We start from the raw sequence: 25,154 nt of genomic DNA, 5'->3' as shown, positions 1-25,154 counted from the left end.
GTGTGTCAGCGGTCAGTTGACCTGGAGGGTCATCGTCCCGTCGGACGTGCTCTGCGAGAGCACCTTGATCTTCGTGCCGGTGCCGGCCACCTTGGTCGAGCCCTGCGGGTTCGACGCGTCGTAGTAGGCGTTCGGGTCCGTGTCGTCGAACGTCGACACGGCCGGCTGCGAGGGCTGGACCAGCGTGTTCGCGACGGTCTGGCCGTTGACGACCGACTCGAGGTGCAGGCTGAGCGGGTCGGTCTTCTGCAGCCCGAAGGTCATGTCGTAGGACTGGATCCGGGCCCGGGCGAGCGCCCCGTTGGACCACTTCAGCGCCTTCGGGTGGGCGTCGACCGGCAGCGCCTGGCCGTAGCCGGGGTGCTGCTTGGTGTTGTTGTCCGAGTAGAGCCCGTTCTTGTACCAGACCAGCAGTCCGTCCTGGTAGGGGAAGCGCTCCACCTGGTCCGGGTGGCTCACGAGCCAGCCGAAGTTGTACGGACCTTCGGCGAGGGTCTTGTCGTAGCCGGCGTAGACCCGGTTCTCGGCGAGGTAGTACTGCTTGAAGGCGGTGTTGTAGCCGCCGCCGCTGATGCCGTAGAAGCCGTAGAGCGTCCAGCCGTCGAAGCCGTTCTCGAAGTCGGTGCTCAGCGCGGTGCCGACGGCCACGTTGTCGACCTTGAGCCCGAGCTCGTGCGAGCCCGGGTCGTTGAACGACCGGAACCGGAGGGTCGCGGTCTGGCCGGCGTACGACGACAGGTCGGCCGTCAGGTCGACCCACTGGTCGCTCGACGTCCCGGTGATGCCGTGACCGTCGTTCTGGTTGTTGGTGTTGACGTCGGTCGACAGGTTGGTCGCCAGCGGGGTGTAGGTCTTGCCGCCGTCGGTCGAGATCTCCGCGTAGGCGTAGTCCCAGTCCTTCTCGAAGGCGTAGTTGACCTTGGCGGTCAGCTGGGCGCCGGCCGGCACGGTGAAGCTCGGCGAGGTGCCGGTGGCGGTGCGGTTGTCGCCGGTGCCCGAGTAGAGGTACTTGTCACCGGAGTACGCCGGCCCGGTCGCCGTGAACGCCTTGCCGTCGGGCAGGTCGACGAAGACCGCCTGCGGCTTCTTCGTCGCGTGGTAGGACGGACCGAGGTCGATCTTCGCCTTCTTGCCGGCCGCGACGGTGGCGTAGTCGAGCCAGCCGAGGAACAGCTTCTCGGTCGCACCCATGTGGTTGGGCGTCGTACCGATGGTGTCCGTGCCGTGGTTCATCCACGAGCCGGAGCTCATGAGGTTCCAGAAGCCGGTGCCGTTGTCGCCGCCTGCGGTGTCGTAGTAGTCCGGCAGGCCGAGGTCGTGGCCGAACTCGTGGGAGAACACGCCGAGACCGCCGTTCTCCGGCTCGGTGGTGTAGTCACGGATCCAGAGGTCGGTGTCACCGATCTTGATGCCGCCGGCGTGCGCGAAGTCGGTCGGACCCTGCTTGCCGCTGGGGTTGACCGCCCAGCGGTGCGACCAGATCGCCCACTCCGGAGCGCCGGCCTCCTCGCCGGTGCCGGCGTGGATGGCCTGGAAGTGGTCGATGTAGCCGTCGGGCTCGTTGAAGTTGCCGTCGCCGTCGAGGTCGTAGCGGTCCCACTGGTCGAAGGACTTCAGGTAGGCGACGATCTCGTCCTTGGTCTTGCCCTGGGCCAGCTGGTCGGCGTACCACGCGTCGGCCGTGTCCTGGATGAACCGGGTCATGTCCTGGTTGGACTCGGTCTGGCCGTAGGAGGCCTCGCTGTTGGGCACGGTGACCCAGTCGCTCACGTCGCCCTGGAGGTCGAAGCGGCCGCTCGACATCTCCTTGTAGACGTCGCGGAAGGACTCGCCGTTCTGGTCCTTCAGGCCGGTGAAGAACATCTCCTTGTAGTGCTCGCGGTCGAACTGCGGCTCCCAGTAGGTGGAGTTGTCGTCAGCAGCCGGCTGCGGGATCTGGTTGTGCACCGGACCGCTGGTCGGCGCGTCCGGGAACCGCGAGTCCCCCTTGTTGCCGAAGTCGACGAGGAAGGTGAGCAGCTGGGCGGTCTGCTGGGTGCCGTACTCGACCCACTGACCGGGGGCGACCTGGACCGCCTGGCCGCCGCCCTTGGCCTGCGGCTTCTTCTCGCCGCGGGCGACCTGCTCGACCGCCGTTTGCTTGAGGGCGCGCCAGTGGCTGGCCTTCGGGTCGGGACGGTCGTCCTGCTTCTGGTGGGCGTTCGGTGCCTGCCCGGCCTCCGCCGGGACCGCGCTGGCCGGCGACAGAGATGCGGGCACAGCAAAAGCCGCCAGCGAGAGGCTGGCGGCCGCACCGATGACGCCCGAGATGCGTCGATTCACGTGTGTGTTCCTCCGAGAACTACGAAGAGGCCCCAGGCCTCGCAAGGGGCGGCCTCTACTTGACCGCCACCGCACCTCATCACGAACTCGGTGAGTTGGTAAAGGTCCTGGACCCAGGAATTTCTCAGGAATCGCTCAGCGTCGGCAGGACGGAGTAGGGCACCTGCCACCTGGATACCGAGATGTCTCCGGCAAGAGTCGACAACCGGGAGGACCGATGGCCGTGACCACCTTCCAGGACCTGCCCCTCGCAGCGCGCGACCGCGAGTGGGACGGCGCCGCCGCCGAGAAGCGGGTCCGCTCGTGGGCGGACGCCGAGGACGGGCCCAACGCGAAGTACCGCGACGCCCACCTCTGGTACGACCCCGACCGCAAGGACAACTTCACCGGCTACAAGCTGCTGTACGCCGACGTGGTCGACGGGAAGCTCCAGGCCGTGCCGCGCGGGATCATCGCGGCGGCCGGCGTGCTCGACGGCGCCCGGGGCGGCGTCGACATCCCGGAGGGCGACGTCGAGCGGGCCAAGAACCACGTGAAGCGCTACTACCGCAAGATGGGCGACGAGGTCCCCTGGGAGAAGTAGCCCCCGGTCACGACCACTCGAGGGCCGCGAGCTGTGCGCGCGTCGGCACGTAGGGCTTGACGCGCAGTGTCATGCCCGCCTCCGCGGGCGTGCGGTTGGCCTTGCGGCCGTTGCAGAGCCGGCAGGCCGCGACGGTGTTGAGCCACGTCCATGGACCGCCGCGCGAGGACGGCACCAGGTGGTCGACGGTGGCGGCGTGGCGGCCGCAGTAGGCACAGCGGTGGCCGTCGCGGCGCAGCACCGACTCGCGGCTGTAGGCGGCGGGCCGGTACATCCAGTGCATGCGTATGTAGCGGACGAGCCGGATGACGCGCGGCCACGGGTGCGGCCCGATCATCCTGTCGTCGTGAGCCTCCTCGACGATCGCCACCTGGCGGAAGAGCATGCGGACCGCGTGCTGGAAGGTCACCTTCCCGAGCGGTTCGTAGGAGGCGTTGAGCAGTGCCACGTTGGTTGCCGCCATGGCACACACCTCCTCTGAATACTCACGGTAGGTGTGTGCGGTCGAACAGCCAAGCGATATGGCGGCCGTCATGCGGAATTCACGCGGCGGATACGCGCCGGGTCAGCGCCCGATCCGAGGGTGATCCGAGGGTGATCCGGGGGCGATCAGCGGGTGACCAACGGGTGATCAGCGCGCGACGGCGCTGGTCGAGTCGATCGGCCGGTCGGGTCCCGCGGCCGCGTCGGCGACCTGCCACAGCCCGACCGAGCCGACGCAGGCGAGCACGATCCCGAAGAGCTGCGCGCGCAGCCACCGGCGTCGCGGCAGGGTGCTGCGCGACCCGGTCCGCGACGAGGCTCCGATCGAGGTGTCCAGGTCGAGCGCGACCAGCTGGCGCTGCGCGTCGTCGAGGACGGTGGGGCCGGTGGTCAGGATCGCGAGCAGGTTGCGGCTCGAGCAGATGACGACGTCACCCGCGACGACGGGGGCGAGCTCGCGGCCGAGGAAGCACACGACCGGCGTGACGTCCTGGGCGTCGAGCAGGCCGGTGAGCGCCCTGACGGCGTTGGCGCCGCGGCCGGCGGCGACGACGACGTCCTGGCGGACGCCGCCCGGGCGCAGCTCGTCGCGGCCGGACATCCACGGTCGCTGCCGAGACTCGACGACGAACACGCCTTGGGGGCCGACCGCGATCTGGAGTGGCGTACGCCGGCCCGGGAACCGGACCCCGTCGAAGACCGTCCACTCGTTGCTGGGCAGCGCGCCGAGGATGGCCGAGGTGGCGGTGTCACCGCTCGTCCGTGGGCCGACGAGTGCCCTGGTGGGCCACTCGCCCGAGTCGTTCGGCATTCCTCTCCCTCGCTAGCGCATGAGGTAAGACCGTAAGCCGGGCCGCTTCCGGATGACAGGCCTTTCGCCGAATGTCGTCACTTCGGACTATGCCCGCTGGTCGGAAGGCCCTGCCCCGCGTCGGGTCGCCGTACGGCAGGCTGAGCCCTCGTGACGTCCCGCGCCCAGACCTCGCTGGCCCCCCGCACGCGCGCCTTCGCCGCGATCCTCAAGCTGCTCGTGTCCGAGCCGGCGAGCGCCGACCAGATGGTCGACCTGCGAGCCAGGCGCGAGCGTCTGCGCCGGACCCCCGCGGGGCAGGTCGTCTTCGGACGGCCGTCCTCGGCCGTCGACACCGCCGACGTCGAGATCGAGACGGGCTCGCGGCTGCACGTCCACCGGCCGACGGGCGCGGCCGGGCCCCTGCCGATCGTCGTCAACTTCCACGGCGGCGGCTGGTGCATCGGTACACCGGAGCAGTCGGCCTGGCTGGCCAGCCACGTGGCCGAGCTGACCGGGAGCGTGGTCGTCTCGCCGACGTACCGACTGGCGCCCGAGCACCCCTACCCCGCCGCCGTCGAGGACGCCTGGGCGGCGCTGTGCTGGGTGGCCGAGCACGCCGCCGAGCTGGGCGGCGACCCCGCCCGGATCGCCGTGATGGGCGACAGCGCGGGTGGCAACCTCGCGGCCGTGACCGCCCTGATGGCGCGGGACGCCGGCGGCCCCGCGCTGCGTGCGCAGGTGCTGGTCTACCCGGCCGTGGAGATGTACGAGCGCTACCCGTCGGAGGAGGCCAACGCGCACCCGCCGGTCCTGACGTCGAAGCAGATGCACACGTTCGGCCACCTCTACCTGGGCGCGTCCTACGGCATCGAGGACTGGCAGGCCTCCCCGATCCGGGCCGCCTCCCACGCCGGGCTCCCCCCTGCACTCATCCTCACCGCCTTCCACGACCCGCTGCGCGACCACGGCGCGAAGTACGCCGAGGTCCTGCGCGCCGCCGGCTCCGAGGCCGAGGTGCGCGACTACAGCGCCGGCATCCACGGGTTCGTCTCACTGCCCGGCGTCGTCCCCGCCGCGCGGGAGGCGCTCTCCGACGTCGCCGCCTTCCTGAACGGCCGGTTGTGACCCATCGACCCGGGACCCTGGTCCCGACCTGGGCCGATCCCCCGTGTCGGGGCCGCACGTACGGGATATTGGGGCGACCGGGTCCATCTAATGGAGAGCTCGCCCATGTCCACCGTGTCCAACGCGGGTGAGGTGTGGAGGTGGCGCTACCACCTCGTCATCCTCGCCATCGGCCTCCTCGTCTTCGGGGTGGCCGCCGTCGACGTCGTCCACGACGGCTTCGGCTGGGACCTCGGGCTCGCGATCCTGGTGGGCGCACCGCTGATCATGGTGGTCGCCCGCTTCCCGATGGTCCTCGACAGCGGTTCGGGCGCCATCGAGGTCGGGTTCGACTCGAGCATCCTGATCTTCCTGATGTGCACGCTCGACCCGTCGGACGCCCTCGTCGCCTGGTCGGTCGGCGTGCTCGCGACGCAGCTGACCACCCAGAAGACGGCCAGCGCCAGGTCCTTCAACATCGGCCTCGGCATGATCGCTGGCGGCCTCGCCACCGCCGTCTACTCGGTCGGCACCGGTGACGCCGTCGGAACGCCGCGCGAGCTGGTGACGATGCTGCTCGCGGCGGCGACCTACTTCATCACCGACTTCGTCCTCTCCGCCGTCTCGGTGACGATCTGGGCGCGGTCGCGGCTGCGACAGGAGCTCCTGCAGCGGGGCACCCTGCTCGCGATCGCCTGCTTCGTGCCGCTGGACTCGCTCGGCTACCTCGGCGCCGTCGTCCAGCGGGCCACGCCGTGGTGGACGCTCAGCCTGCTCGGCGTGCCACTGGTGACGCTGCTGATCGCCACCCGTGCCGTCACGCGCGGCCAGGAGAACGCCCGCCGCCTGACGGTGCTGTTCTCGGCCGCCGTACGCGCGCAGGCACTGGTCGACCGCGAGGCGGTCATCGACTCGCTGCTGCGTGACGCCCGCCAGCTGCTCAAGCTCAAGGACGTCCGGCTCCGCGACGTCCCGCCGGTCGACGGCGCCATCGCGGTGCCCGTGCAGCTCGGCGACGACAGCCGCTGGCTCGTCGCGCGTGCCCGCAACCGCGCCCGCGCGACCGTGGCCGGCGACGAGCAGGCGCTGCGGGCGCTCGCCGCGGTGGCCGCTGACGCCATCTCCCGGCTCGAGCTGACCGACGAGATGGTGCACGTGGCGCGGCACGACCCGCTCACCGACCTGCCCAACCGCGGCATCCTGCTCGACCGGCTGACCCACGCGCTCGCCCGGCAGCGGCACGACCCGGTCGCGCTGCTGTTCATCGACCTCGACGGCTTCAAGCCGGTCAACGACCGCTACGGCCACGCGGTCGGCGACGACGTGCTCGTGCTCCTGGCCACCCGGCTGCGCCGTTGCGTGCGGTCCTCGGACACGGTGGCCCGGCTCGGCGGCGACGAGTTCGCGATCCTGTTCGAGGACGTCGACCGGGTGCTGATGCCGCTGATGTGCGACCGCGTCCTCGGCGCGATCAGCGAGGACATCGACATGGCCGGCCAGACCATCCGGCTCGGCGCGAGCGTGGGCCTCGCCTACGGCGTCGCCGGCGAGAGCGCCGCCTCCCTCCTCCGCAACGCCGACCTCGCGATGTACGAGGCCAAGACCAGCGGCAAGGCCAAGTACGTCGAGTACGAGCCGGCCATGGGCCGGGCCCGGCTCGAGCGCCTGGAGCTCGTCGACGACCTGCGGCAGGCCGTGGACGAGGCCGAGATCGACGTCGTCTACCAGCCGGTCGTCGCCGTCGGGACCGAGGAGATCGTGGGCGTCGAGGCGCTCGCGCGCTGGCGCCGCAACGACGTGCAGGTCGCCCCCGACGTCTTCATCGCCGTGGCCGAGGAGACCGGCCTCATCGTGCCGCTCGGCGAGGTGATCCTCGACAAGGTCGCCGCCGACGCCCCCGCCCTCCTGGCCGCCGCTTCTGGTGACCTGTCGATCAACGTCAACATCTCGGCGGTCCAGCTGCGCGCGCCGGAGTTCATCCAGACCGTGGCCCGGGCCGTGGAGGCGATGCACGGCACGAGGCTCGTCCTCGAGATCACCGAGCGCCAGGGCATCGACCTCGACGACGGCATCCTGGCCGTCATGCGCGGGATCGAGAGCCTGGGCGTGGTCTTCGCGATCGACGACTTCGGCGTCGGGTTCTCCTCCATCAGCTATCTGCACGACCTGCCGGCCCGGATCCTCAAGGCCGACGCAGCGCTCTCCCAGGGCGTCGACCACGACGTCCGCGCCCGGGCCCTGCTGCGCTCGGTCATGCTGATGGGTCGCTCGCTCGGCTACGACGTCATCGTCGAGGGCATCGAGCGGGAGTCCCAGCTGCAGGTCGTGCGCGACGACGCGCCGACGTCCATGGCGCAGGGTTACCTGATGTACCGCCCGATGCCGCTCGCCGACCTGCTCCCGGTCATGCGCCAGGACCAGGACGGGGAGCGGGCCGCGCGCTAGCGGACCCCGGGACATCGACTGTCGGTGCCGTCCGACATCGTGTGCGCCGTGCAGCAGGTTCGGTCGGTCCTCGCGGTCGCCGGACTGCTCTCCCTCTCGGCCTGCGCCAACCTGCAGACGCCGGTGGCGCCAGACCCGGGCCGACCGGTCACCACACCGGCGTCCGCGCCTTCCACGGTGCCGCCGTCGGGCGCGGCGTCGGAGCTGGCGCGGCTGTCGACCGTCGACCGGCACCCGGCCACGCCGGCGTACGACCGCAAGGCCTTCGGCACGGCGTGGGCCGACACCGACCACAACGGCTGCAACCAGCGGGACGACGTCCTGCTGCGTGACGCGACGCCCGGCACGGTCCGCACGCAGCAGCAGGGCCGCTGCGACCACGATGTGCTGGCCGGCACGTGGCACGACGCCTACACGGGCCGCACGCTCACCTTCACCGACCTCAAGGACCCCCGCCAGGCCCAGGCGATCCAGATCGACCACGTCGTACCGCTGGCCGAGGCGTGGGTCTCGGGCGCCGCCGCGTGGCTCCCCGAGCGGCGGCGTGCGTTCGCCACTGATCTCGACGAGCTGCTCGCCGTCGACGGCCCGACCAACATGGGCAAGGGCGACGGCGACCCGGCCGCGTGGCGACCCCGCAAGGCGTTCCAGTGCCAGTACGCCGTCCGCTGGATCGACACGAAGAGCCGCTGGCAGCTCGCGGTGGACGCCAGCGAGCGGCGGGCCCTGCAGGAGATGCTGGGCTCCTGCTGATCCCGTGTCAGGCCGGCTCGACGCCGGCGTGGACGACCTGGAGCACGCCCTCCCTGAGCTTCACGTGGTATCTCGTCCGACCGGACTTCACGACCGTCCCCACCCGGCCGTAGTAGTCGCCGGGCACCGTGATGCGGGCCTTGTGGCCGACGCCCAGCCTGATCAGCCGGCGGCCCTCGCGGAGGGCGCGCAGCTCGTCGGTGTAGTTCGGGTGCATCGCCGCCGGACGGCCGTGGTGCAGCCACTTGAAGACGCGCTCCGGGTGGGGCCGGTCGCGGCAGAGCGTGCAGAGCAGGACCCGCTCCGGACGGCGGTGGCGGTCGACGGAGTGCCCGCGCTCGCACACGCCGACCCACGCGCCCGGCACCGTCGGCGCCTCCTCGGGCACGCACCGCTCTCCCGAGCAGCCGATCCGCCGCGCCGTCGCCACCCAGGCCGGACCGTGCCCGGCACGCGGCCCGGCCAGCGCGTGGGCGATCTCGTGGAGGAGCGTGTCGCGGACCTCGGCCTCGGGGTGCAGCCGGGTGATCGGCGCGGACAGGCCGATCACCTTCTGGCCGTGCCGGCAGACGCCGGCCCGCCGCTTGGCCCGGTCGAGCTCGAACCGCCACCCGACGAGCCCGTGCTCGTCCATCAGCACGTGAGCGAGCTCGCGGGCGCGGGCGAGGTCCATGCCGGGAGAGTAGGACCCGGCGCCGACAGTCCGGGCATCATGGACGCCACGACGCCGGGGTGCGACCGTTGGTCCGTGACGCGCACGATCGAGGCCGACTACGTGGTGATCGGCGCCGGCGCCGCGGGGATGGCGTTCGTCGACGCGCTCACCGACCACGCCGACGTACGCGTCGCGCTCGTGGACCGGCGGCACAGCGTCGGCGGGCACTGGCTCGAGGCCTACCCGTTCGTCCGGCTGCACCAGGCCTCCGCGTTCTACGGCGTGGCCTCCACGGTCCTCGGTGGTGCCATCCAGCAGGAGGGTCCGGAGAAGGGGCTGCACGAGCGGGCCTCCCAGCCGGAGATCTGCGACTACTACGAGCACGTGCTCCGGCGGATGGTGTCGTCGGGGCGGGTCGAGCTCCTCGGCAGCAGCGAGTACGTCGGTGACCGCACCGTGGTCTCCCATCTCTCCGGCGAGCGCCTGACGGTGCCGGCCGGCTGCCGGATCGTCGACGCTCGCTACCTGGCCCCCGTCATCCCGGCGGAGACGCCGCCGCCGTTCGCGGTGGCCGCCGACGCCCACGTCGTGCCGGTCAACGACCTGGTCCGGCTGGACGAGGCGCCGCGCGAGTACGTCGTGGTGGGCTCGGGCAAGACCGCGACCGACGCGATCGTCTTCCTGCTGACCCGCGGCGTGGACCCGGACGCGATCTGCTGGGTGCGACCGCGCGACCCGTGGATGCTCAGCCGGGCCGTCGTCCAGCCCGATCCGGCGGTCTTCCTCGGCATGGCTGCCGACATCATGCGGTCCGCCTCGGACGCGACGTCGCTCGACGACCTCTTCCTGCGGATGGAGGCGGCCGGCATCATGATCCGGATCGATCCCCGGGTCACGCCGACGATGGCCAAGGCGCCGACGCTGGCGACCTGGGAGCTGGACCTGCTGCGCACCGTCGAGAACGTCGTACGCCGTGGACACCTGGAGTCGGTCGACCGCGGCAAGCTGGGCTTCGCCGACGGGTCGGTGAGCATCGCCGACAAGGCCGTGGTGGTGCACTGCGCCGGGGACGGGCTGAGGCTGCGGCCGCCGATCCCGGTCTGGGGCCCGGAGGCGATCACCCTGCAGCCGATCAGGTCGGGCTTCCCGTGCTTCGGCGCCGCGCTGGTCGGCTACGTCGAGGCGACCCGTTCCGACGACGCCGAGAAGAACCGGCTCTGCCCCTCGTCCCCCTACGGGAACTCGCTGGCCGACTGGGCCCGGATGACCGTGCTCGGGACCCGTGCGGCGCAGTCCTTCTCCGCCGAGCCCGACATCAAGGCGTGGGCCGACCGGGTCGCCATCAACCCGGCCCGCGTCCCGCCGGACTACGGCCCGTCGGACGCGCTGGACGGTGTCCTCGAGCGGCTGGCCGCCCACACGCCGGCCGGGCTGGCGCGGCTCTCGTCGCTCATGTGACGGCCCCGGCGTCGTACCCAATAGTGGTGACCCCCGCCCGCACGCGAAGAGCGCCGCTCGCAGCGGAGGAGTCTGGCCCGTGGACACGCAGTCGGCTCGCTCAGCAGCGGGCAGAGCCCCAACCTCCCCCCAATCAGGAGTTTGACGATGCGCGCAACCTTCGACCGCGTCAGCAACCGCGCCAAGCGTGAGCTGATCGCGAAGTTCCCTCCTGCCACGCACTACGCGGAGTCCCGGCGAGCGGCGCAGATGGCCGCCTACCGACCGCGTCTGCGCCCGCTCGACGAGCGCGGCCGGGCGCAGGTGGCGACCCTCGAGCAGTACGGCGCCCTGGTCGGCCCCTGGGACGACCTGGCGCTCCCCGGCATCGACGAGGTCAAGCCACTCCTCAGCGAGCACGCCAAGATGCTCGCCGCGGTCGGACCCGACACACCCGTGGACGGCGACGGCTCCATCTGCCTGTCCCGCGACGACATGCTCTCAGACGAGCGGCTCTTCCAGTGGGGCCTGCAGGACGAGGTGCTCGACCTCGTCGAGCACCACCTGGGCATGCCGGCCTACTACTTCGGCGCCTTGGTCCGCCGCGACGTCGCCGACGCCAAGACCGTCGGCGTGCGCCAGTGGCACCGCGACGTCGAGGACGAGCGCAACCTCAAGATCCTCGTGTGGCTCAACGACGTCGACGACGACGGCGGCCCGTTCACCTACGTCCCGCTCCCCCGCTCGCGGGACGCGGTCCGGGAGCTGCGGTACGTCGGCGGGTTCGTCCCCGACGAGCGGATGGAGGCCGTCGTACCCCGCTCGGAGTGGGTGCAGGCCGTCGGCCCACAGTGGACGGCCGTCATGGCCGACAACTGCCAGATCCTCCACCGCGCCAAGCCGCCGGTCGCCCGCGACCGCTACTCGGTCACGTTCTCCTGGAGCACCCGCGAGCCCCGCAAGGTCATGCCGGCTGCGCCCTGGCGTTCCGACCAGGTCGCTCAGGCCACCCGCGGACTCGGCAGCCGGGCGTTGCAGGCGCTGCCGCCGGCGATGTTCGGGCGGTAGTCAGGCCACCGGGCGGAACGGGAGCATCTCGTCGGTGCCCGGCCGGATGACGCCGACCGACGACTCGGGGACCTCGTTCCAGGCACCCGGGAGGTTTCCGAGGGGCTCGGAGACGACCAGCCGCGTCTCCTCGCCGGCGCGGGCGATGACCTCGTTGTCCGGGTAGAGCTCCTTCAACCGGTCCACGTTGAGCGAGAAGAAGAGACTCCGGGACTTGCCCTCGCTGGAGTACCTGAAGATCCAGATCGACTCGCCGTTGGCGGTGGCGACGGTCATCTGGACCGGGTGCACGATGCCGTGGTCGGCAGCCACCTTCTCCACGAGCCCCACCGCACGCTCGACAGCGCCCACGGGGTCGTCAGTGAGGCCGAAGGACAGCGCCAGGAAGAACAGCATCTCGGAGTCGGTCGAGCCCTCCATGTCGGCGTAGATGGTCGGGTCGACGTGGAGCATGAGGTCGCGCTTCATGTCGTGAAAGTTCGCGAGGACGCCGTTGTGCATCCACATCCAACGCCCCCACCGGAACGGGTGGCAGTTGCTGCGCTGCACAGCCGTCCCCGTGGACGCACGGACGTGCGCGAAGAGCAGGGGGCTGCGGATCTGCCGGGCGATCTCGTGGAGGTTCGCGTCGTTCCAGGCGGGACTGATGTTCTTGTAGATCGCCGGCTCGGGCCCCTCGCCGTACCAGCCGATCCCGAAGCCGTCGCCGTTGGTCGTCGTCGCGCCCATCTTGGAGTCGAGGCTCTGGTCGATGATCGAGTGCACCGGCCGGAAGATCAGGTCCTCCGCCAGGATCGGGTCGCCGTAGTACGCCATCCATCTGCACATGAGGGCACCGAACCACGCCCGACGGGTTCGCGCCCCACCCTGGAAGGGGTGAAGCGCCGAGAGGCGTCAGTGCCCGACGAACGCGTCGGCCTCGCTCGTGTCGATCGCGTGCAGCACGGGCAGCCGTACGCCGAACACGAGAACGACCGCCGAGAGCGCGGTGCTACCGATGATGACCACGGCCATGGCCCCGCTGTCGTTGCCCAGCGCGCCGACGAGCGGCGCGGTGACCGCGCCCAGGCCGAACTGGACGGCGCCGAGGAGGGCGGCCGCGGTGCCGGCGGTCTCACCGTGCAGCGAGAGCCCGAGCGCGGGGGCGTTCGGCCCGGCGAACCCGACGCCGCCGAGCACGACGAACAGCGGGACGAGCATCCCGACGACGCCGCCGACGTCCGCGACGACGACAGCGAGGAGGACCACGGATCCGACCACTGCGACCGCCGTCGAGGCGACGAGGATCTGGGCCGGCGTCCACCTGTTCAGCAGCCACACGTTGACCTGGCTGGCGCCGATGACCGCCACGGAGTTCACGGCGAACACCAGCCCGAACATCTGCTCGCTGAGCCCGTACTGCTCCTGCAGCACGAACGACGACCCGGCCACGTAGGCGAACAGCGCCGACATCATCAGGGCGGCGACGAGCACGAGCGCGACGAACGTCCGGTCACCGAGCAGGGCGGCGTACGCCCGTGCGGTCCCGCGCGCGCCGCCGGTCTGCCGACGCTCGGGCGGCAACGTCTCGGGCAGCCGTACGCCGGCCAGCACGGTGACACCGAGGCCGAGCACGGCCAGTGCCACGAACACGCCGCGCCAGTCGGTCCACCGCAGCAGCTCGCCGCCGACGGTCGGCGCCAGCACCGGGGACGCGCCGATGACGAGGATGAGCCGCGAGATCATCCGTGCGGCCCGCAGCCCGTCGAAGAGGTCGCGGACCACGGCGATCGCCACCACCGACGCCGCGGCCGCGCCGAACCCCTGCAGCACCCGCAGCACGCCGAGCGTCACGACGTCGGTCGCGAAGACACAGGCCAGCGACGCCAGGACGTGCACGAGCGTGCCCGCCAGCAACGGCCGTCGGCGCCCGAAGGCGTCCGAGAGCGGCCCGAGGACGAGCTGCCCGACCGCGAGACCGGCCAGCGTGCCGGTGAGCGTCAGCTGTACCGCCGACGACGTCGTGTGGAGCTCGTCGGTGATGGTCGGCAGGGCCGGCAGGTAGAGGTCGATCGTGAACGGCCCGAGGGCTACCAGCAGCCCGAGCACGAGCGTCAGCCCGAGTGACTCCTGGGGCTCGTCGGTGGTGGCGGCCGCGCTGGGACGCTCGGCGGTCGTCGTCATGAGGTTCTTTCAGCGGTCGGTGTTCGGGGAGCGCGGACACCGGTGTCCCGCTGGTCGGGTCAAGGATCCCACCAGCCGTTTGATTCCCTCGCATCCCGAGCTGGGCGCGGGATGTCTCAGGAGACGTGCAGCACGGTGCCCGAGGCGGCACAGGCCGACTGCGAACCCTGGCGGAGGTCCCCCGCGGGGACCGTCGCCTGCAGCGCGTACCAGCCGGTCGCGTCCAGGTAGGGGTTGAGCGTCAGCGTGTCGGTTCCGTTCATCTTCTGGACCGCGGTCGCGTGGATCGCCCCCGAGCAGCTGCTGGCCGTCACCGCCTGCTTCGTGGCGAACGGGCCGTAGACGTTGAGGGTCACGTCGAAAGGCGGATAGGTGGGTAGGCCCGACAGGCCCACCTGGACCGGTGCGGGACCGGGTGCCATCTCCGTCTTCAGCGCCTTCACCGAGACTGCGGCCACCGCCTTGACCGTGGTGGTCGCCCCGCACCCCGAGACAGGAATCGCCGTGGGAGTGCCTGCGACCGCCACGCGCCAGACGTAGTAGCCGGCGGTGCCTGGCTTGAGGGCCGGCAGGGTGTAGGCGCCGTTGCCCCGCACGCTCGACCTCACGGTCCCGACCGCCGCACCAGCACACTGGACGGCCGAGGCCGCGGCGAAGGGTCCGTAGAGGGTCCCGGTGGCGGAGCGCGTCGTACCGTCGCCGGTCACGGTGGCGGTGACCCGTGCCGGCGAGCCCCGGAGCACGGTGGCCGGGCTGGCCTTGAGACTCAGCGTCTGCGAGCCCCGTACGCCGGCTCGCGTGCCGGCGACGAGTGTCCTCCGGACGCCTCCCTCGGCGGCGGCCGCCTGACGTGAGCGGATCGGCAACCTCAGGTGGAGACGGTGCTCGGGGACCTGTCCCACGGTGGCGGTGATGCGGCGCCACCCGGGCCGGGGAGCCGCGAACCGCGCCACCGCCCTGCCGTTGTCACCGGTCACCGCCCGGACCGGCGCGGCGCCCGTGGCGGCGACCGTCACGGGCAGGCCGGCGGCGGGCCGTCCGTGCCCGTCGGTGACGGTGACCGTCGCCTCGGTCGTGCCGCCGGCGTCGGCGTTCGTCGCCGCCACGCGCGCGCGGTACTGCCCGGCGTGCCGGCGCGACTGGTTGAGCATGATCCGCGCGAACCGCCGCACCGTCGACGGGTCACCCGCCCGGTCGATGCGCCGGGAACCCTGAGCGCCGTTGATCCTCCAGCGGCCGCCGACAAGCAAGGCGTAGACGCTGGCGTCGACGGCGGCCGCCTGCGCGGCGTCGCGGTAGCCGCCGTACTTGGACAGGATCCAGGCCGCGCGCTTCGTCTCGGCGCGCGTGGCCCCGCGCCGACCGTCGAGATCGTCGACGAGGCGGGCGCGCTGGTAACCCGTGCGGTTGGGCAGGCGGGTCGGGGTGACCAGGAAGATCGGCGTGTGCCCGATGCGGTACCCGCCGATCCAGCCCCCGGCCGCGAGGCCGGTGCGAGGGATCGGGTAGCCGGCCCAGCGCGCGGCTGAGTGCGGGGACGACCCGGCGACGACGGTGGGCACCGCGACGAGCGGCACCGCACCCAGGAGGAGGGTGACGAGCAGGAGACCCCAACGGGGGATCGCGGTGGACCGGAACATGACTGCCTCCTCAGCCGACGGGTGGCGGCGGACGGGTGCCGGGGTCCTTCGGCTGGCCGGCGGGGTGAGGTCGTGAGCTGGGATGCGGCTGCGAGCTGCCGCCGCTGGACGGTGGGGCCGGCGCCGCAGGGGTGGTGGACACGGTCGACACCGGGGTCGCGGGGGCCGACCGGGCGCCAGACGGTGATCCGGCAGCCTCGATGGTGGTGCCCGCGCGAGCGTCCACGGGTACGGCGACAGGCGGGCTGGGCACGCGGAGCCGTCCACGCACCGTGGACGCGACCGGCGAGGTCGCCCGCCAGAGGTAGGTCCCCGGTCGGAGACCGCCCAGCGTCAGGGGGCGGCCTTCGGAGCTGCGCACCCACACCCTGCGCACGATCGTCCTGCCGTCGTCCCCGCGAAGCTCGAGACGGACCAGCGCCGGCCGCGTCGCCGTCCGGACCAGGAAGGCGGCACGGCCGCCGGCGGCACCGACGACGCGGACCAGCATCGTGCTCTTGCGGGACACGTGGGCGGCTGGAAGCACCTTCGTCTGCGGGTGCACCGGTGTCGCCGACGCACCGGTGTCGCGACCCGCACCGTCGTCGGCACCGTTGTCGCCGTCACCGGGCGTGAGGCTGACGGCGAGCACGGTGAGCACGGTGAGCGAGGCGGCCAGCAGCAACGCGACCGCACCCAGGAGCCGCACGGTCTTGGCCCGGCCCCGACCACCGGTGGACCCGACCGGCTCACCCGGTCGACCCGCGGTCTCCGCCTCCGGGAGGTCCGACGTCGGGAGTTCAGGATCGACGAGAGCGGCGAACTCCGGGTTCTCCCCTCCCGGGCGATCCGCTGCGGTCCGCGACTCCGCGAAGGCGGACTCGATCAGCTCGAGGACGGCGCTCGACGGCAGGACGCCGAACTCCTCCCTGACGGCGTCGCAGTGGCGGTCGAACTCGAGCAGGGCACTGCCGGGGTCACCACGTCCGAGATGGGCACGGATCGCGAGCTCAGCCGCCGACTCGAGGAGTGGATCGGCGTGGGTGGCGGCGCTCGCCGCATCGACACCGAGCGCCAGGTCACCGGCCTCGAGCGCGTATCGAGCGACCCGCGCCAACGCTCGGGCCCGCAGCCGCTCGAGGCGCTCGCGCTCGGGCAGCACCCACTCGTCGTACCAGTCGGGAAGGAGGGGCTCCCCCACCAGCCGGCCCAGCAGTGCCCCGGCCGAGCCTTCGGCCAGCGCGTCCTCGGTCGCCGCCGCGGTACGCCTGAGCTCGTCCACGTCGACCTCGACGTCAGGATCCAGCCAGACGCCGAGGTGGTCGGCCCGCAGCAGCTCGGGACAGTGCCTCTCTGTCTCGAGAACGGCACGATCCAGGCTCATCAGCGCCCGGTCGTCCGAGCTGTCGGGCCAGAGGAGGCCGGCGACGCGCACCCGGCTGCTTCGTCCGGTGAGGCCGAGCACGGCGGTGACTCGCTGTTGGCGATCGCTCAGAACGATGTGCTCTCCACCGGCGGTCAGCTGCCACCCACCCAGCAGACGCAGGCTGCACCGCACCCGGGCTCTGCTGTGCTGAGTCACCTCTGCCTCCCGAGACCTTGATGACCTCGTGGTGGCGTCACGATGCGCGGCGCCACAGTCCGCCACAACGGCACCAACGATCTTGGCAACGCGGGGCGGAGGGCTGCTGGAACGCCGGTCGGCCATACCCGACATTGGGCACGACCCGCGAACCTCTCGAGGTGTAGCGGCCTACTCGGCCCGAAAGCTGAGGAGCGCCACGGTCACCTGGTGACCGTGGCGCTCCACAGAGGGGCGATCAGTGACTGATCAGCTGCAGCCGCTGGTGCTGCCGCAGCCCTCGCAGACGTAGCACGACCCGGCGGGGCGCATCTTCGTACCGCACGTGAAGCAGAGCGGGCTGTCGACCGCGGTGCCGCTGATGAGCTCGAGGAGCTCGGCGGTGGTGTGGGCGGTCTTGGCGGCCGGAGCGTCCTCGGCGCCGGTGACGTCCTCGACACCCGTCGCGTCCTCGACGACGGTCTCCTCGACGACCTCGGCCTCGATGGTGTGCTCGGGGGAGGCGATGAGCTCGGCCGCCGAGCCGGTCTCCTCGAGGGGCTCGTAGGAGCCGGTCTCGAGGTAGCGCTGGCGCTCGTCGGCGGTGTAGATGCCGAGGGCGGAGCGCTGGTCGAACGGCAGGTAGTCGAGCGCCAGGCGTCGGAAGATGTAGTCCATGATCGACTGGCTCATCCGCACGTCGGGGTCGTCGGTCAGACCGGCCGGCTCGAAGCGCAGGTTGGTGAACTTCGAGACGTAGGTCTCAAGCGGGACGCCGTACTGCAGGCCGATCGACACCGCGATCGAGAAGGCGTCCATGACGCCGGCCAGGGTCGAGCCCTGCTTGCCGAGCTTGAGGAAGATCTCGCCGAGCGAGCCGTCCTCGTGAGCACCGGAGGTCATGTAGCCCTCGGCGCCACCGACCGTGAAGGAGGTGGTGCGCGAGACGCGGGACTTCGGCAGGCGCTTGCGGGTCGGGGCGTAGACGACCTTCTCGACGACCTTCTCGACGACCTCGGTCGCGGAGGCGGCGTCGGTCTTGACCTCGGCCTTGGCGTCGGAGAGCGGCTGGCCGACCTTACAGTTGTCGCGGTAGATCGCGGTGGCCTTGAGGCCGAGCTTCCACGACTCCATGTAGACGTCCTCGATCTCCTCGACCGTGGCCGTCTCCGGCAGGTTGACGGTCTTGGAGATCGCGCCGGACAGGAACGGCTGGACCGCCGCCATCATCCGCACGTGGCCCATCGGCGCCAGGGCGCGCTTACCCATGGCGGTGTCGAAGACCTCGTAGTGCTCCGGCTTGAGGCCGGGCGCGTCGACGACGTGGCCGTTCTCGGCGATGTAGTCGACGATCGCCTCGATCTGCTCCGGCTGGTAGCCGAGCTTCTTGAGCGCACGCGGGATGGTCAGGTTGACGATCTGCATCGAACCGCCGCCGACGAGCTTCTTGAACTTCACCAGGGAGAAGTCGGGCTCGATGCCGGTGGTGTCGCAGTCCATCATGAAGCCGATGGTGCCGGTCGGCGCGAGCAGCGAGGCCTGCGCGTTGCGGAAGCCGTTGAGCTTGCCGGTCTCGACGACGTCGGTCCACGCCTTCGCCGCGGCCTTGATGACCGGGGCGTCGACCGCGTTGACCGAGCGGATCTCGTCGGACGCCGCGCGGTGCTTGCGCATGACGCGCTGGTGCGCCTCGGCGTTGCGGGCATAGCCGGCGTAGGGGCCGACGACGCCGGCGAGCTCGGCGGAGCGCTTGTAGCCCGCACCGGTCATCAGCGAGGTGATGCCGGCGGCCAGGGTGCGGCCGCCCTCGGTGTCGTAGCCGAGGCCGAGCGCCATCAGCAGCGCGCCGAGGTTGGCGTAGCCGATGCCGAGCTGGCGGTAGTCGCGCGTCGTCTGGCCGATCTTCTCGGTCGGGAAGTCGGCAAAGCAGATGGAGATGTCCATCGCGGTGAAGACGAGCTCGCAGGCCTGCTGGAAGCGGACGACGTCGAAGGTGTTGTCCTCGTTGAGGAACTTCAGCAGGTTGAGCGAGGCCAGGTTGCAGGAGGAGTTGTCGAGCGACATGTACTCCGAGCACGGGTTGGAGCCGGTGATGCGGCCCGTCTCCGGGTTGGTGTGCCAGTCGTTGATCGTGTCGTCGTACTGCAGGCCCGGGTCGGCGCACTCCCACGCGGCGACGGCGATCTTGCGGAACAGCTCGCGGGCGTCGACCTCTTCGATGACCTCACCGGTCATGCGGGCGCGCAGGCCGAACTTCTTGCCGTCCTCGACGGCGCGCATGAACTCGTCGGAGACGCGAACCGAGTTGTTGGCGTTCTGGTACTGCACCGAGTGGATGTCGGCGCCACCCAGGTCCATGTCGAAGCCGGCGTCACGGAGGGCGCGGATCTTGTCCTCCTCGCGCGCCTTCGTCTGCACGAACTCCTCGATGTCGGGGTGGTCGACGTCGAGCACGACCATCTTGGCGGCGCGACGGGTGGCGCCACCGGACTTGATCGTGCCGGCCGAGGCGTCGGCACCGCGCATGAAGGAGACGGGGCCCGAGGCGGTGCCGCCGGAGGAGAGCAGCTCCTTGGAGGAGCGGATGCGGGAGAGGTTGAGGCCGGCACCGGAGCCGCCCTTGAAGATGAAGCCCTCCTCCTTGTACCAGTTGAGGATCGAGTCCATCGAGTCGTCGACCGAGAGGATGAAGCAGGCGGAGACCTGCTGGGGCGCCTCGGTGCCGACGTTGAACCAGACGGGGCTGTTGAACGAGAAGTACTGGTGCACGAGCAGCCAGGTGAGCTCGTGCTCGAAGGTCTCGGCGTCGGTCGTGGTGGCGAAGTAGCCGTTCTCCACGCCGCTCGCGACGTACTTCTTCACGACGCGGTCGATGAGCTGCTTGAGGCTCCACTCGCGTACGTCGGTCCCGACGGCGCCACGGAAGTACTTGGTCGTGACGATCGTGGACGCGTTCACCGACCAGAAGTCGGGGAACTCGACGCCCCGCTGCTCGAAGACGGTCTCACCGGTCTTCCAGTTGGTCTGGACGACGTCGCGTCGCTCCCAGGCGATCTCGTCGTAAGGGTGCACACCTTCGGTGCTGAACACCCGCTCGATGTGGAGCCCCGCCCCGGCCGCACCCTTCCGGGTCGTGCCGCTCACCGTCTCGGTCATTCCTCAGTCCCGTCTCGTGACGTTGTCGTGATCTCTGATGGGAAGTCTCCCGGGGACCACCGACAGTGCTGTACGCACGGATTTCCCCGTTCAGTTACAACACCGCGGCAGCCCCCGGTATGCCGCTGTTGGAAGCCCGGGCAGGTCGCTTCCCCACAACCTGCCCGGGCCGTACGTGGTCAGCCCGGTGGGGCTGAGGTGAGCAGCTCGGCAGCCGGGATCTCGGACCCGTCGTCGCTCTGCCGGAACACAGCACGCTCGCTGCGCAGCATCGCGATCTCGTCCTCGAAGTCGTCGGCGCTCTCGAACTGCCGGTAGACGCTCGCGAACCGCAGGTAGGCGACCTCGTCGAGCCGCTTGAGCGGCCCCAGGATGGCCATGCCGACCTCGTGGGCGGGCACCTCTGCGTACCCGCTCGCCCGCAGTGCGTCCTCGACCTCCTGGCCGAGGCACTGCAGCTGGTCCTCGGTGACCGGGCGGCCCTTGCAGGCCTTCCGGGCGCCGGCGATCGCCTTGTCGCGCGTGAACGGCTCGGTCGCGCCCGAGCGCTTCAGCACCGTCAGCTGCATGAGCTCCACCGTGGTGAAGCGCTTGTCGCAGCCCTGGCACTGGCGCCGGCGGCGGATCGAGCCGCCGTCCTCGGCGACTCGCGAGTCGAGGACCTTGGTGTCGGTGTGCCGGCAGTAAGGGCAGTGCATCAGGGTCCTCCTCTCGCGCGTCCCTGGGGACGGATCTGTGGAGACGGTGTGGGTAACCCGGCTCCGGTTGTGCAGTGTCGGCACTCGTTCTGTGCACTAGATGTGGAGAACTACATGCCTGTAACTACTAGATGTAGTGGAACCCTAGCCCGGCCATCGCAAGACGTGTCAAGCCGCTCGGCGTGTCGCGCGGGCGTGTTGCGGTTGTGACCGGTGGGACAGGAGTTTTCGGGCCTTCTCCTCAGCCGGCCGTGTCGCCGGCCGATAGTCGCCTACCGCCACCCGGTCTGCGACGCGGCTCACGTGTGCGATGCACTGATCCGGCGCGTTCAGGTCCGGAGGAGGCGACGGAGGGGTGACAATGGTCGGCGTGACGGAGCAGGAGGGGGTCGGCCGGCCGCCTGTCACGGCCGGCAAGAGGGCAGGGTCACGGAGGAGCGCCCCACCGCCCCGCCGACGTCGACCCGCCGTTCTCGGCTACGCACTCGGCATCACCGTCGCCCTCGTCGCCTGGGGTTACCTCGTCTGGGCGGCGATCGACTTCGGCTCCGACGCCCGCGGCGGCGACGGCCGCGCCTGGTGGTTCCTCGGGCTGGCCGCCCTCGGCGCCGTCGCCTGCCTGTTCGTGGGGCTGATACTCGTCACCCGGCTGGTCCGCACCCTCGGGCGCGACCCGAGCCCCACGCCGACGCCACGGTCGGGCGGCGGCAAGCGCGCCCTGCGCTGAGACATTTTGCCGGGAACCACCCGGTCCGGCCATGTCCCACCTGGGGTGATGGCCGGTTGTATCGACCCCGTGACCAACGTCCTTCGCCACCGCGTCGTCGCCGTCGTGGCCGGCGCACTCGTCCTCGTCGGCCTCGGGTACGGCGCCGCGCTGGCCTCCGGTGCCGGCAGCCCGTCGGCCGTCAGCGTCTGCGTGACGAAGAAGAACGTCGTCGTCGGCGCCCACCGGGGCTCCACCTGTCCCCAGGGCAGCCACAAGATCTCGGTGGGCACCCAGGGGCCGCGCGGTGCGACCGGAGCCACGGGCGCGAAGGGGGCGACCGGCGCCACCGGTCCGGCCGGAGCCAAGGGCGACACCGGAGCAACCGGCGCCACCGGCCCGGCCGGAGCCAAGGGCGACACCGGAGCAACCGGAGCAACCGGCGCCACCGGTCCTGCCGGCGCCAAGGGCGACACGGGCGCCCAGGGGCCGCAGGGGGTTGCCGGCCCGCCGGGACCGGTGGGCGCGACCGGCTTGCAGGGCACGCCCGGGCCCGGCGCCTCTCTCCTGGGAGCCAACACCTCGTGGGCCGCCGCCGGGCGCGGAGCCGACTGCACCATCGGGGATGTGTGGCTGACCGCGGGCGTCGTCTCCTCGGGTGTCCCAGCCGCGGGCCAGATCCTGCCGATCGCCCAGTACACCGCGCTGTTCTCGGTGCTGGGGACGTACTACGGCGGCAACGGGCAGACGACCTTCCAGCTGCCGGACCTGCGGCAGGCGGCGCCCAACGGCCTCACCTACGTCATCTGCATGGAGGGCGTCTACCCCTCACGCAGCTGAGGACAGGACGACGATGCGGCACGTGGCCGGAGCCCGCGCCGCACCGTCGTCTTCGGTTCTGTCCCCTTGAACCGTCTCTAGAGCGTCCAGCTCTCCCCGCGCGCCATCGGGTCGTCCTCGAGCAGCTCGCGCAGCCGACGCAGCACCTTGCTGAGCAGTCGCGAGACCTGCATCTGGGTGACGCCGATGACCTCGCCGATCTCCTTCTGGCTCATCTCCTCGTTGAAGCGGAGCCGGACGATCAGCCGCTCACGCGGTGTCAGGTTCGCCAGCGCCTGCTCGAGCATGAGGCGCACCTCGATGGCGGCCAGGTCGTCGTCGTACGTCGGCAGCAGGTCGGCCAGGCTCGCGCCCTCCTCGACCGTCTCGGTCGGCGCGTCCAGCGACGTGGGCGTGAAGCAGCCACGGATCGCGAGCGCCTCGTCGACCTCGCGCTCGGTCACGCCGAGCACGTTGGCGATCTGCGCCGAGCGCAGCTCGTCGCCCTGGGCGGACGCCTCGTCGCGCACCTGCATCGCCGCTGCCTGGAGCTCCTGCAGGGAGCGCGGCGGGCGCACCATCCAGCCGTGGTCGCGGAACCACCGCTTGAGCTCGCCGCGGATCGTCGGGACCGCGAAGGTCAGGAAGTCGTCGGCCACGTCCGGGTCGAACTTGTGGGCCGCGCGCACCAGTGCCGTGTAGGCGACCTGCTCGAGATCCTCGAGCGGGACGCCGCGACGCGCGTAGCGGCGGGCCAGTGACCGGGCGACACCGGTGTTGACGAGGACGACCTCGGCGAGAAGGTTCTCGCGCTCGGGTCCGTCGACGTCCTTGGCTGCGGCGATCAGGCGGTGGGTCTCACGCTGACGCTGTTCACGCGGAAGCTCCTCACGGAGACCGTGCCATGTGGGGTTGGCGGTCATGTTCCTGACCTTCCCCCCGCCGTCACGACCCGGAACCTCCGCGAACTCGAAATGGCCCCCGGGGGTGAGGGATTCGGGTCTCTCCCTCACCCCTAGGGGTGGATAGCAGACTGAATCGAGGGGGGTAAGAGCCCCGCTACCGCTTCGCTCTGTCAGGATGCGCGGACCTGCCATGACCAGCGGCAGGCCCCGCCGAGGAAGGCAACACATGGACGACCTCCACTCCCCCGACCCCACCGAGCAGAGCTGGGGCTCCCTCCTCCGCACGAACAGGGAGGAAGTACTCGAGAAGTGGACGCAGACGGCAGCGGCCAACCTCGGCGGCCGGATGACCCCGGCCGAGATGGGCCGCGACGTCGACGAGATCTACAGCGCGCTCGTCCGCGCCGACACCGGCGACCAGATCGACATCCGCAGCGCCGCGTACGCCGACCTGCGCAGCCTGCTCACCGAGCTGAGCCGCACGCGTGCCCGCCAGGGGTTCTCCCCGACCGAGACGGCCGTGGGCGTCTACGCCCTGAAGGACGCCGTCCTGGAGATCCTCGAGGCGCACGGTGATCTGCCCGGCTACCGCGCGTTCGCCCGGCTCTCTCGCATCGTCGACGACCTCGGCATGTTCATGCTCGAGACCTACGCGACGACCCGCGAGGCCGTCATCGCCGAGCAGGCCGAGGCGCTGCTCGAGCTGTCGACGCCGGTCGTGAAGCTGTGGGACGGCATCGTCGCGCTCCCGCTGGTCGGCACGCTCGACTCCGCCCGCACCCAGGTCGTCATGGAGGCGCTCCTCCAGACGCTGGTCGACACCGGCTCCGAGCACGCGATCATCGACATCACCGGCGTACCCGCCGTCGACACGCAGGTCGCCCAGCACCTGCTCAAGACGGTCCAGGCCGCGCGGCTGCTCGGCGCCGAGTGCATCATCTCCGGCATCCGGCCGCAGATCGCCCAGACCGTCGTCGCGCTCGGCATCGAGTTCGGCGACATCCACACCAAGGCGAGCCTGGCCGACGCGATCCTCCTCGCGATGCGCCGCTCGGGCCTCGACGTCGTGAAGAGCCGCTGATGGACCGTATCCCGATCCTGCGGATCGGCGACGTCCTGCTCGTCTCCATCCAGATCGACCTCCAGGACCAGACCGCGCTGGCACTCCAGGACGACCTCAGCAGCAAGATCGTCGAGACCGGCGCCAAGGGCGTCCTCATCGACATCTCGGCGCTGGAGATCGTCGACAGCTTCATCGGCCGGATGATCTCGACGACCGCCGCCGTCTCCCGCGTCCTCGACGCCGAGACGGTCGTCGTCGGCATGCAGCCGGCCGTCGCGATCACCCTCGTCGAGCTGGGCCTCACGCTCGACGGCGTACGGACTGCATTGGACGTCGACCGCGGCCTGGCCCTGCTCTCCTCCGCGCTCGGGAAGGCGGGCTCGGATGTGGAAGTCGATGACCTCGCCCACGAGTGAGTCCGAGGCGACCCTCACCCTCGCGATCGTCAACGACGGCGACGTGGTCCGCGGCCGTCAGGCCGTCCGTGACCTGGCCGTCTCGGCGAAGCTGAGCCTGGTCGACCAGACCAAGCTCGTCACCGCGACCAGCGAGCTGGCCCGCAACACCCTTGTCTACGGCGGCGGCGGCGAGCTCCGCGCCTCGATCGTGTCCGAGGGCGGGCGCCAGGGCGTGGAGGTCGAGTTCATCGACGACGGCCCGGGGATCCCGGACCTCGACCTCGCCCTCACCGACGGCTGGACCAGCGGCTCGGGACTCGGGCTCGGGCTCTCGGGCGCCAAGCGGCTCGTGGAGGACTTCGAGGTCGACTCGGCTCCCGGGCGGGGCACGCGGGTCCGCATCGTCAAGTGGAAGCGCTGACC

General features: G+C 71.0%; 22 protein-coding genes. 11 read left to right on the top strand and 11 right to left on the bottom strand.

The window, feature by feature from the left end; genetic code table 11:
- Positions 1–12 precede the first annotated feature (12 nt).
- Entirely contained in the window at positions 13–2,322 is a 2,310-nt protein-coding gene (locus QDS12_RS11370; RefSeq protein ID WP_279879100.1) for an immune inhibitor A domain-containing protein, read from the bottom strand.
- 217 nt (positions 2,323–2,539) lie between these two features.
- On the opposite strand from QDS12_RS11370, the gene QDS12_RS11365 reads away from it, so the two are divergent.
- Positions 2,540–2,905 carry a hypothetical protein gene (locus QDS12_RS11365; protein ID WP_279879099.1) on the top strand — a complete coding sequence of 122 codons (366 nt, stop codon included), beginning with the start codon at positions 2,540–2,542 and terminating at the stop codon, positions 2,903–2,905.
- A gap of 7 nt (positions 2,906–2,912) precedes the next feature.
- Here QDS12_RS11365 and QDS12_RS11360 read toward each other — a convergent pair whose 3' ends face one another.
- Complete coding sequence (locus QDS12_RS11360; RefSeq protein WP_279879098.1) at positions 2,913–3,368, bottom strand: HNH endonuclease; 456 nt, start codon at positions 3,366–3,368, stop codon at positions 2,913–2,915.
- A 168-nt stretch (positions 3,369–3,536) separates the two neighbouring features.
- Positions 3,537–4,199 carry a nuclease-related domain-containing protein gene (locus tag QDS12_RS11355; RefSeq protein WP_279879097.1) on the bottom strand — a complete coding sequence of 221 codons (663 nt, stop codon included), beginning with the start codon at positions 4,197–4,199 and terminating at the stop codon, positions 3,537–3,539.
- A 150-nt stretch (positions 4,200–4,349) separates the two neighbouring features.
- Here QDS12_RS11355 and QDS12_RS11350 point away from each other — a divergent pair, with 150 nt between their 5' ends.
- The 3 genes from QDS12_RS11350 to QDS12_RS11340 all read left to right on the top strand — a co-directional run bounded on the left by QDS12_RS11350 (position 4,350) and on the right by QDS12_RS11340 (position 8,483).
- Positions 4,350–5,306 (top strand): alpha/beta hydrolase, encoded by a 957-nt coding sequence (locus tag QDS12_RS11350; RefSeq protein WP_279879096.1) that lies wholly within the window; start codon positions 4,350–4,352, stop codon positions 5,304–5,306.
- A gap of 105 nt (positions 5,307–5,411) precedes the next feature.
- Positions 5,412–7,730, top strand: coding sequence for an EAL domain-containing protein (locus QDS12_RS11345; RefSeq protein WP_279879095.1), 2,319 nt, complete (start codon positions 5,412–5,414; stop codon positions 7,728–7,730).
- A gap of 48 nt (positions 7,731–7,778) precedes the next feature.
- Positions 7,779–8,483, top strand: coding sequence for an HNH endonuclease family protein (locus QDS12_RS11340; RefSeq protein ID WP_279879094.1), 705 nt, complete (start codon positions 7,779–7,781; stop codon positions 8,481–8,483).
- A gap of 7 nt (positions 8,484–8,490) precedes the next feature.
- Here QDS12_RS11340 and QDS12_RS11335 read toward each other — a convergent pair whose 3' ends face one another.
- Positions 8,491–9,156 (bottom strand): SprT-like domain-containing protein, encoded by a 666-nt coding sequence (locus tag QDS12_RS11335; protein WP_279879093.1) that lies wholly within the window; start codon positions 9,154–9,156, stop codon positions 8,491–8,493.
- A gap of 75 nt (positions 9,157–9,231) precedes the next feature.
- Here QDS12_RS11335 and QDS12_RS11330 point away from each other — a divergent pair, with 75 nt between their 5' ends.
- Both QDS12_RS11330 and QDS12_RS11325 read left to right on the top strand, forming a co-directional pair.
- Entirely contained in the window at positions 9,232–10,596 is a 1,365-nt protein-coding gene (locus tag QDS12_RS11330) for an NAD(P)-binding protein (RefSeq protein ID WP_279879092.1), read from the top strand.
- 147 nt (positions 10,597–10,743) lie between these two features.
- Entirely contained in the window at positions 10,744–11,643 is a 900-nt protein-coding gene (locus QDS12_RS11325) for a hypothetical protein (RefSeq protein ID WP_279879091.1), read from the top strand.
- Here the strand turns inward: QDS12_RS11325 and QDS12_RS11320 are convergent, their stop codons facing one another.
- The 6 genes from QDS12_RS11320 to nrdR form a co-directional block, all read right to left on the bottom strand.
- The gene (locus QDS12_RS11320; protein WP_279879090.1) at positions 11,644–12,471 is read right to left on the bottom strand and encodes a class II glutamine amidotransferase; all 828 of its coding nucleotides are present in this window, start codon (positions 12,469–12,471) and stop codon (positions 11,644–11,646) included.
- Between the two features lie 66 nt (positions 12,472–12,537).
- Positions 12,538–13,806: a multidrug effflux MFS transporter gene (locus QDS12_RS11315; RefSeq protein ID WP_279879089.1), complete on the bottom strand. Its 1,269-nt coding sequence runs from the start codon at positions 13,804–13,806 to the stop codon at positions 12,538–12,540.
- A 116-nt stretch (positions 13,807–13,922) separates the two neighbouring features.
- Positions 13,923–15,446 (bottom strand): hypothetical protein, encoded by a 1,524-nt coding sequence (locus tag QDS12_RS11310; protein ID WP_279879088.1) that lies wholly within the window; start codon positions 15,444–15,446, stop codon positions 13,923–13,925.
- Between the two features lie 10 nt (positions 15,447–15,456).
- On the bottom strand, positions 15,457–16,860 hold the full coding sequence (locus tag QDS12_RS11305; RefSeq protein WP_279879087.1) for a BTAD domain-containing putative transcriptional regulator: 1,404 nt from the start codon (positions 16,858–16,860) through the stop codon (positions 15,457–15,459).
- Between the two features lie 396 nt (positions 16,861–17,256).
- Complete coding sequence (locus QDS12_RS11300) at positions 17,257–20,142, bottom strand: vitamin B12-dependent ribonucleotide reductase (RefSeq protein ID WP_279879086.1); 2,886 nt, start codon at positions 20,140–20,142, stop codon at positions 17,257–17,259.
- Between the two features lie 179 nt (positions 20,143–20,321).
- Positions 20,322–20,840 (bottom strand): transcriptional regulator NrdR, encoded by a 519-nt coding sequence (gene nrdR / locus QDS12_RS11295; protein ID WP_279879085.1) that lies wholly within the window; start codon positions 20,838–20,840, stop codon positions 20,322–20,324.
- Between the two features lie 370 nt (positions 20,841–21,210).
- Here nrdR and QDS12_RS11290 point away from each other — a divergent pair, with 370 nt between their 5' ends.
- On the top strand, positions 21,211–21,567 hold the full coding sequence (locus QDS12_RS11290; protein WP_279879084.1) for a hypothetical protein: 357 nt from the start codon (positions 21,211–21,213) through the stop codon (positions 21,565–21,567).
- Positions 21,568–21,636: 69 nt separating this feature from the next.
- Positions 21,637–22,386 carry a tail fiber protein gene (locus tag QDS12_RS11285; RefSeq protein WP_279879083.1) on the top strand — a complete coding sequence of 250 codons (750 nt, stop codon included), beginning with the start codon at positions 21,637–21,639 and terminating at the stop codon, positions 22,384–22,386.
- Between the two features lie 77 nt (positions 22,387–22,463).
- Here QDS12_RS11285 and QDS12_RS11280 read toward each other — a convergent pair whose 3' ends face one another.
- The gene (locus tag QDS12_RS11280; RefSeq protein WP_279879082.1) at positions 22,464–23,288 is read right to left on the bottom strand and encodes a sigma-70 family RNA polymerase sigma factor; all 825 of its coding nucleotides are present in this window, start codon (positions 23,286–23,288) and stop codon (positions 22,464–22,466) included.
- Between the two features lie 208 nt (positions 23,289–23,496).
- Here QDS12_RS11280 and QDS12_RS11275 point away from each other — a divergent pair, with 208 nt between their 5' ends.
- The 3 genes from QDS12_RS11275 to QDS12_RS11265 are packed head-to-tail and all read left to right on the top strand — an operon-like array spanning position 23,497 to position 25,152.
- Positions 23,497–24,351, top strand: coding sequence for an STAS domain-containing protein (locus QDS12_RS11275; protein WP_279879081.1), 855 nt, complete (start codon positions 23,497–23,499; stop codon positions 24,349–24,351).
- Positions 24,351–24,749, top strand: coding sequence for an STAS domain-containing protein (locus tag QDS12_RS11270; RefSeq protein ID WP_279879080.1), 399 nt, complete (start codon positions 24,351–24,353; stop codon positions 24,747–24,749). The genes QDS12_RS11275 and QDS12_RS11270 overlap by 1 nt, the downstream gene beginning before the upstream one ends.
- On the top strand, positions 24,730–25,152 hold the full coding sequence (locus QDS12_RS11265; protein WP_279879079.1) for an anti-sigma regulatory factor: 423 nt from the start codon (positions 24,730–24,732) through the stop codon (positions 25,150–25,152). Before QDS12_RS11270 ends, QDS12_RS11265 begins: the two co-directional genes overlap by 20 nt.
- Positions 25,153–25,154 lie beyond the last annotated feature (2 nt).

The organism is Nocardioides sp. CER19, assembly GCF_029846275.1.
GTDB lineage: Bacteria > Actinomycetota > Actinomycetes > Propionibacteriales > Nocardioidaceae > Nocardioides.
This window is presented reverse-complemented; position numbering and strand designations above follow the sequence as displayed.

What these genes read in the sequence shown, in the direction of transcription:
- QDS12_RS11365 (WP_279879099.1), top strand. Translation starts at nt 2,540, where the DNA reads ATGGCCGTGACCACCTTCCAGGACCTGCCCCTCGCAGCGCGCGACCGC.
- QDS12_RS11360 (WP_279879098.1), bottom strand. Translation starts at nt 3,368, where the DNA reads ATGGCGGCAACCAACGTGGCACTGCTCAACGCCTCCTACGAACCGCTC.
- QDS12_RS11355 (WP_279879097.1), bottom strand. Translation starts at nt 4,199, where the DNA reads ATGCCGAACGACTCGGGCGAGTGGCCCACCAGGGCACTCGTCGGCCCA.
- QDS12_RS11345 (WP_279879095.1), top strand. Translation starts at nt 5,412, where the DNA reads ATGTCCACCGTGTCCAACGCGGGTGAGGTGTGGAGGTGGCGCTACCAC.
- QDS12_RS11335 (WP_279879093.1), bottom strand. Translation starts at nt 9,156, where the DNA reads ATGGACCTCGCCCGCGCCCGCGAGCTCGCTCACGTGCTGATGGACGAG.
- QDS12_RS11325 (WP_279879091.1), top strand. Translation starts at nt 10,744, where the DNA reads ATGCGCGCAACCTTCGACCGCGTCAGCAACCGCGCCAAGCGTGAGCTG.
- QDS12_RS11320 (WP_279879090.1), bottom strand. Translation starts at nt 12,471, where the DNA reads ATGTGCAGATGGATGGCGTACTACGGCGACCCGATCCTGGCGGAGGAC.
- QDS12_RS11315 (WP_279879089.1), bottom strand. Translation starts at nt 13,806, where the DNA reads ATGACGACGACCGCCGAGCGTCCCAGCGCGGCCGCCACCACCGACGAG.
- QDS12_RS11310 (WP_279879088.1), bottom strand. Translation starts at nt 15,446, where the DNA reads ATGTTCCGGTCCACCGCGATCCCCCGTTGGGGTCTCCTGCTCGTCACC.
- QDS12_RS11300 (WP_279879086.1), bottom strand. Translation starts at nt 20,142, where the DNA reads ATGACCGAGACGGTGAGCGGCACGACCCGGAAGGGTGCGGCCGGGGCG.
- nrdR (WP_279879085.1), bottom strand. Translation starts at nt 20,840, where the DNA reads ATGCACTGCCCTTACTGCCGGCACACCGACACCAAGGTCCTCGACTCG.
- QDS12_RS11280 (WP_279879082.1), bottom strand. Translation starts at nt 23,288, where the DNA reads ATGACCGCCAACCCCACATGGCACGGTCTCCGTGAGGAGCTTCCGCGT.
- QDS12_RS11275 (WP_279879081.1), top strand. Translation starts at nt 23,497, where the DNA reads ATGGACGACCTCCACTCCCCCGACCCCACCGAGCAGAGCTGGGGCTCC.
- QDS12_RS11270 (WP_279879080.1), top strand. Translation starts at nt 24,351, where the DNA reads ATGGACCGTATCCCGATCCTGCGGATCGGCGACGTCCTGCTCGTCTCC.
- QDS12_RS11265 (WP_279879079.1), top strand. Translation starts at nt 24,730, where the DNA reads ATGACCTCGCCCACGAGTGAGTCCGAGGCGACCCTCACCCTCGCGATC.